Consider the following 7166-nt stretch of genomic DNA (forward strand, 5'->3'; position numbering starts at 1 on the left):
GCCGGTCTACTTCTTCTTGATCTCAAACCGGTCGAGGTTCATCACCTTCGTCCACGCGGCGACGAAGTCCTCGGCGAACTTGGTCTGCGCGTCGTCGGCGCCGTAGACCTCCGCCAGGCCCCGCAGCACCGAGTTGGCGCCGAAGACCAGATCGACGGCGGTGGCCGTCCACTTCAGCTCACCCGACGCGCGGTCGCGGCCCTCGTAGACGTTCTCCGTCGACTCGGACGTCTTCCATTCCGTGCCCATGTCGAGCAGGTTGACGAAGAAGTCGTTGGTCAACGCCTCCGGCCGGTCGGTGAGCACGCCGTGGGCGGTGCCGCCGTGATTGGCGTTCAGCGCCCGCAGCCCGCCGACGAGCACCGTCAGCTCCGATGCGGTCAGCGACAGCAGATTGGCACGCTCGACGAACAGCTTCTCCGGCTGGCGCTTCTCCCCGGCGGGCAGGTAGTTGCGGAACCCGTCGGCGGGCGGCTCGAGGACCGCGAACGAGTCGACGTCCGTCGTCTCCTGCGTCGCGTCCGTCCGGCCCGGAGTGAACGGCACCTCGAGGTCGAGACCCGCGTTCTTCGCGGCCTTCTTGATCGCCGCACCACCCGCGAGCACGATGAGGTCGGCGAGCGAGATCTTCTTGCCGCCGCTCTCGAAGTCCTGACGGATCGATTCGAGCTTCGCGAGCACCTCGGCGAGCTGCGCGGGTTCGTTGACCTCCCAGTCCTTCTGCGGGGCGAGCCGGATGCGTGCCCCGTTCGCACCGCCACGCTTGTCGGTGCCGCGGAAGCTCGACGCCGACGCCCACGCGGTCGCGACCAGCTGCGGAATCGTCAGTCCCGACTCGAGGACCTTCTGCTCGAGCGCGGCGACGTCGTCCGCACCGACCAGTTCGTGGTCGACGGGCGGGACCGGGTCCTGCCACAGCTGCGGTTCCGGAACCCACGGACCGAGATACCGCGAGACCGGTCCCATGTCACGGTGCAGCAGCTTGTACCAGGCCTTGGCGAACTCCTCGTTGAGTTCCTCCGGATGGTCGAGCCACCGGCGGGTGATCGGCCCGTAGATCGGATCGAAGCGCAGCGACAGGTCGGTGGTGAGCATCGTCGGGGCGTGCCGCTTCGACGGATCGTGGGCGTCCGGGACGAGGTCGGCGCCGGTACCGTCCTTCGGCACCCACTGCCAGGCCCCGGCCGGGCTCTTGGTCTTCTCCCACTCGAAGCCGTACAGCGTCTCGAGGAAGCTGTTGTCCCACTTCGTCGGTGTGGGGGTCCAGATGCCTTCGAGACCACTGGTGATCGCGTCGCCGCCGACCCCGGTGCCGTGGGTGTTCTTCCAACCCAGACCCTGCTGCTCGAGCGGTGCGGCCTCGGGTTCCGGTCCGACGTGATCGGCCGGAGCGGCACCGTGGGTCTTTCCGACGGTGTGACCGCCGACGATGAGCGCCGCGGTCTCGACGTCGTTCATCGCCATCCGGCCGAACGTCTCACGGATGTCGCGGGCCGCCTCGATCGGATCCGGATTGCCGTTGGGGCCTTCCGGATTCACGTAGATCAGGCCCATCTGCACGGCACCCAGCGGGCCTTGCAGTTCGCGCTCGCCGGCGTAGCGGGCGTCCCCGAGCCAGGTGTCCTCCGGCCCCCAGAAGACCTCCTCGGGTTCGAAGATGTCCTCGCGGCCGAACGCGAAACCGAACGTGGGGAAGCCCATCGACTCGTAGGCGACGTTGCCCGCGTAGATGATCAGGTCGGCCCACGAGATGCTGTTTCCGTACTTCTTCTTGATCGGCCACAGGAGCCGGCGGGCCTTGTCGAGGCTCGCGTTGTCCGGCCAGCTGTTGAGCGGCGCGAACCGCTGCGCGCCCTGACCGCCACCGCCACGGCCGTCGGCGATGCGGTAGGTGCCCGCCGCATGCCAGCTCATGCGGATGAACAGCGGACCGTAGTGACCGAAGTCCGCGGGCCACCAGTCCTGGGAGGTGGTCATCACCTCGACAAGGTCGCGCTTCAGAGCGTCGAGGTCGAGTTTCGCGAATTCGGTCGGGTAGTCGAAGTCGACACCCAGAGGCGAGGTGCGCTCCGAATTATGTTGCAGGACACTGAGATCTATCTGATCCGGCCACCAGTCCCGGTTGGTGAGCGGACGGTGCGCCTTGGGCGTCGGCGATTCGATGACCGGATTTTCGCTTTCGGACACTTGGGCCCTTCCTTCCAGGTGTGGGTAACGCGGACCTTGCTCACGGTCGCGGCCGTGAAGTCGGTGGAGGTGAACAGTCGGGGCACAGTCCCCAGTAGACGACCTCGGCCTCGTCGACGAGATAGCCGTTGGAGTTCGAAGCCGTCAGGCACGGGGCGGCGCCGACGGCGCAGTCGACGTCGGTGATGGCGCCACACGAGCGGCACACGAGATGGTGGTGGTTGTCGCCGACCCGCGATTCGTAACGGGCGACCGAACCGGCAGGCTGGATCCGCCGGATCAGACCGGCCTCGGTCAGCGCGTGCAGCACGTCGTAGACGGCCTGACGGGACACGTCGGGCAGCACGGTGCGCACCTTCACGAAGATCGTGTCGGTATCGGCGTGCGGGTTCTCGTGCACCGCGTCGAGCACCGCGACCCGGGGTCGGGTCACGCGTAGCGCTGCGGTACGTAGTTGCTCTACGTACTCCGGCGTAGAGGGCACGTCACCACTATGACGCACTTTTCTGGAATGAGTCGCAAAATCGGGTGATGGGAATCGACACCCGGTCGGACCGGATACCGATTCCCATCACCCGAGGAAGGGAGCGGCCGAACGCGGCTCAGATGTACATCGCGGGATCGATGTAGCTCGTCGGATCGACCAGCGGTTCGTGTTGCTTCTGCGTCCGGGACCGGATCGTCGCGGGGATGCCCGTCGCGATCGAGTCCGGTGGAACATCCCGGGTGACAACGGCGTTCGCCCCGACCGCGCTGTCGTCGCCGATGGTGATCGGGCCGAGCACCTTCGCGCCGGCACCGATCGTGACGCGATGGCCGATCGTGGGGTGGCGCTTCTCCTTCGCCATCGACCGACCGCCGAGGGTGACGCCGTGATAGAGCATCACGTCGTCACCGATCTCGGCGGTCTCGCCGATCACGACACCCATGCCGTGGTCGATGAAGAACCGGCGGCCGATGGTGGCACCGGGGTGGATCTCGATGCCGGTGAGGAATCGGGTGAACTGCGCGAGGATCCGGGCCGGACCGCGCAGCGCGGGTTTGCCCCACATCCGGTGCGCGAGCCGATGCGACCAGATCGCGTGCAGTCCCGAGTAGACGATCGCGTTCTCGACGTCACTGCGCGCGGCCGGGTCGTGCCCACGCGCAGCGCCGAGATCCTCCCGGAGGGTTCGCAGCAGGTTCACCGTGCACTCAGTCCCGGATGTGCTCGAACAGCGGGGTCGAGATGTAGCGCTCGCCGAAGTCGGGAACGACCACGACGATCAGCTTGCCGGCGTTCTCAGGACGCTTCGCGACCTCGAGTGCCGCCCACACGTTCGCACCGGCGGAGATGCCGCCGAGGATGCCCTCGTCGGTGCCGAGACGACGCGCGACGTCGATGGCGTCGTCGAACTTGACGTCGATGATCTCGTCGTAGATCTCGCGGTCGAGGACCTCGGGCACGAAGTTCGCGCCGATGCCCTGGATCTTGTGGGGGCCGGGCTCGCCGCCGGTGAGGATCGGGGAGTCCGCGGGCTCGACACCGATGATCTTCACGCCGGGCTTGCGGGACTTGAGGTTGCGGCCGACACCGGTGAGGGTGCCGCCGGTGCCGATACCCGCGACGAAGATGTCGATCTCGCCGGCGGTGTCCTCCCAGACCTCTTCACCGGTGGTGCGCTCGTGGATCTCGGGGTTGGCCGGGTTGCCGAACTGGCGCGCGAGGATCGCGTTCTCGGTGTTCGCCACGATCTCCTCGGCCTTCGTGACCGCACCCTTCATGCCCTCGGCGCCCGGGGTGAGGACGATCTCGGCGCCGTAGGCGCGGAGCATGACGCGACGCTCGGTCGACATCGTCTCCGGCATCGTCAGGATGACCTTGTAGCCGCGAGCGGCGCCGACCATCGCGAGGGCGATGCCGGTGTTGCCGCTGGTGCCCTCGACGATCGTGCCGCCGGGCTTCAGCTCACCGGACTTCTCGGCGGCGTCGATGATCGCGACACCGATCCGGTCCTTGACGCTGTTGGCCGGGTTGTAGAACTCGAGTTTGGCCGCGACGGTCGCGCCGAGACCGTCGGTCAGCCGGTTGAGCTTGACGATGGGGGTGCGCCCCACCAACTCGGTGACATTGTTGTAGATCCCGCTCATAGCTGGTCCTCCTCCCGGCCGTCGAGCGACCGGCTGTCGTGTGCGATGCACCTATTGCACCATCCGGTCCCGGGTCCGCTTCACCTGGGGAGTTCGAATCACCGTGAGCAAAAGTCTACGCAGGTCAGAGCGCCGTGATTCCCGCTGCCGCAGGTAGGTGCCGGAAACGCGGAAGGCCACCCCGGCGAATCGGGGCGGCCTTCCGTAGACGTGCGATGTCAGCCGAGGCGCTGCTTGAGTGCCTCGAACTCGTCGCGGATGCCCGAGGGCACCTTCTCGCCGAGGAACTCGAACCACTCGGCGATGCCCTCGATCTCGGCCTTCCACTCGTCGACGTCGACCTTCAGGGCCTCGTCGACGTCGGCGGGATCGACGTCCAGGCCGTCGAGCGTGAGGTCGGCGGCGGTCGGGACGTACCCGATCGGGGTGGTCTGCGCGTCGGCCTTGTGCTCGATGCGGTCGACGATCCACTTCAGCACGCGCGAGTTCTCGCCGAAGCCCGGCCACAGGAAGCGGCCGTCCTCGCCGCGACGGAACCAGTTCACGTAGAAGATCTTCGGCAGCTTCGCCGAGTCGGCGTTCTTGCCGAGCGTGATCCAGTGGGCGAGGTAGTCGCCGGCGTTGTAGCCGAGGAACGGCAGCATCGCCATCGGGTCGCGACGGACGTTGCCGACCTTGCCCTCGGCCGCGGCGGTCTGCTCGGACGACAGCGTCGCACCGAGGAAGGTGCCGTGCTGCCAGTCGAAGGACTCGCTGACCAGCGGAACCGTCGTCTTGCGGCGGCCACCGAACAGGATCGCGGAGATCGGCACACCCTGCGGGTCGTCCCACTCGGGCGCGAGGATCGGGCACTGCGACATCGGGGTGCAGTACCGCGAGTTCGGGTGCGCGGCGTTGGTGCCGGACTCGGGGGTCCAGTCGTTGCCCAGCCAGTCGGTCAGGTGCGCCGGCTTCTCGCCGCCGATGCCCTCCCACCAGATGTCGCCGTCGTCGGTCTTCGCGACGTTGGTGTAGATGGTGTTGCCGGCCTCGATGGTCGCCATCGCGTTCGGGTTCGAATCCGCGCTGGTGCCCGGTGCGACGCCGAAGAAGCCGAACTCGGGGTTCACGGCGTACAGGCGGCCGTCCTCACCGAAACGCATCCACGCGATGTCGTCGCCGAGGGTCTCGGCACGCCAGCCCGGGATGGTCGGCTGGATCATCGCGAGGTTGGTCTTGCCACACGCGGACGGGAACGCCGCCGCGATGTAGTAGGCCTTGTCCTCGGGCGAGATCAGCTTGAGGATCAGCATGTGCTCGGCGAGCCAGCCCTCGTCGTGGGCCATCGCCGACGCGATACGCAGCGAGTAGCACTTCTTGCCGAGCAGAGCGTTGCCGCCGTAGCCGGAACCGAAGCTCCAGATCTCGCGGTCCTCGGGGAAGTGGGTGATGTACTTGGTGTCGCTGCACGGCCACGGCACATCCTTCTGGCCGGGTTCGAGCGGCGCGCCGACCGAGTGCAGAGCCTTCACGAACGGGCGGTCCGTGCCCAGCTTCTCGAGGGCGGCGGTACCCATGCGGGTCATGATGCGCATCGACACGACCACGTACTCGGAGTCGGTGAGCTCCACACCGAGCTTCGGGTCCTCGGCGCCGAGGGGACCCATGCAGAACGGCACGACGTAGAGCGTGCGACCGCGCATGCTGCCGCGGTACAGCTCGGTCATGGTGGCGCGCATCTCGTCCGGGTCGACCCAGTTGTTCGTCGGACCGGCGTCGATCTCGTTCTTCGAGCAGATGAAGGTGCGGGACTCGACGCGCGCGACGTCCGACGGATCGGAGCTGGCGAGGAACGAGTTCGGCTTCTTCTCGTCGTTCAGGCGCGTGAACGTCCCGGCCTCCACCAGCTGGGTGGTCAGCCGATCCCATTCCTCGTCGGAACCGTCGGCCCAGACAACGCGATCCGGCTCGGTGAGCTCGGCAATCTCCTGGACCCAGGCAAGCAACTCGGCGTGCTGGGTCGGGGGCTTGTCGTCGGTTCCGTTGAGACCGGGAATGGTCGCTGAGGTCATCAAACTCTCCTGGGGTGTGCCCGGAACCGGATCCAGCCTCCGACCTGCACAAATGTACGCAGAAACCAGTGGCGGACCCGAGATTCCCCTCTCGGCAGGGGTACCACCCGCTTACCACCGTGGCCGAACGGAGGAAACGAGCGCCGGAAGTCCTATTCATAGAGGTTAACGCCGGACTTCCGATCGGGGGGAATCGGGTCCGGTCGGAAATGTCACAGAAACGATTCAGAGGGCGCATCCTACCGAAACCGTCGTAGTCCGGCCGAGCGATTCATCTCACTCGACGCCCAGCCTTCCGGCGTCCACACGCAGCCAGCGCGGTGTGCCGTCGGGCTCGCGATGGAACTCCCACACCCCGAACTCGCCGTCGTCGGCGATCGCGGTGAGCCGGTCGGTGCTGCCGTCGGCGTCGAGGTCCGTGGCGACGACCAGCGCAGACGGCGACGACCACGTGACCGTGTCGAATGTGCCGTCGCCGTCGAGGTCCACGGACGGGTCGGCGGCGTCGGCCAGCGCGGCGGCGGAAACCGGGTCGAACGACGCGCCCGAGGCGAAACCCTCGGGCTCGGGCAGCGAATCGGGAATCGGGTAGGTCTCCACCTGTGTGCCTCCTCGAACGGTCGCATCTACATGTTTCGGGGTTCTCCGCACCCGTGTGTTTCCGGGTTCTCACAGGATTGGACGCGCCGACGTCACCCGCGGTTCCCCCGGACGGGCCGGCGTCGGACGGTCCAGCACCGCCAGATCCCGCCGGCACGCCTCGATGCGGGCATTGCGTTCCCCGAGATGCCGGCGCAG

General features: G+C 67.2%; 6 protein-coding genes. All 6 read right to left on the reverse strand.

Features of this window, described 5'->3' with window-relative positions; translation table 11 throughout:
* Nucleotides 1-6: 6 nt before the first annotated feature.
* Nucleotides 7-2187 carry a catalase/peroxidase HPI gene (gene katG / locus I0Q12_RS18815; RefSeq protein WP_197253451.1) on the reverse strand — a complete coding sequence of 727 codons (2181 nt, stop codon included), beginning with the start codon at nt 2185-2187 and terminating at the stop codon, nt 7-9.
* Nucleotides 2188-2227: 40 nt separating this feature from the next.
* On the reverse strand, nt 2228-2671 hold the full coding sequence (locus tag I0Q12_RS18820; protein ID WP_197253453.1) for a Fur family transcriptional regulator: 444 nt from the start codon (nt 2669-2671) through the stop codon (nt 2228-2230).
* Between the two features lie 118 nt (nt 2672-2789).
* Nucleotides 2790-3374: a serine O-acetyltransferase EpsC gene (gene epsC / locus I0Q12_RS18825; RefSeq protein ID WP_197253455.1), complete on the reverse strand. Its 585-nt coding sequence runs from the start codon at nt 3372-3374 to the stop codon at nt 2790-2792.
* A 7-nt stretch (nt 3375-3381) separates the two neighbouring features.
* The gene (gene cysK / locus I0Q12_RS18830; protein ID WP_197253456.1) at nt 3382-4317 is read right to left on the reverse strand and encodes a cysteine synthase A; all 936 of its coding nucleotides are present in this window, start codon (nt 4315-4317) and stop codon (nt 3382-3384) included.
* 218 nt (nt 4318-4535) lie between these two features.
* The gene (locus tag I0Q12_RS18835) at nt 4536-6368 is read right to left on the reverse strand and encodes a phosphoenolpyruvate carboxykinase (GTP) (RefSeq protein WP_197253458.1); all 1833 of its coding nucleotides are present in this window, start codon (nt 6366-6368) and stop codon (nt 4536-4538) included.
* A gap of 276 nt (nt 6369-6644) precedes the next feature.
* On the reverse strand, nt 6645-6968 hold the full coding sequence (locus I0Q12_RS18840) for a DUF6802 family protein (RefSeq protein ID WP_197253460.1): 324 nt from the start codon (nt 6966-6968) through the stop codon (nt 6645-6647).
* Between the last annotated feature and the right edge of the window lie 198 nt (nt 6969-7166).

It is taken from the genome of Rhodococcus sp. CX, assembly GCF_015865005.1.
Lineage (GTDB): Bacteria > Actinomycetota > Actinomycetes > Mycobacteriales > Mycobacteriaceae > Rhodococcus.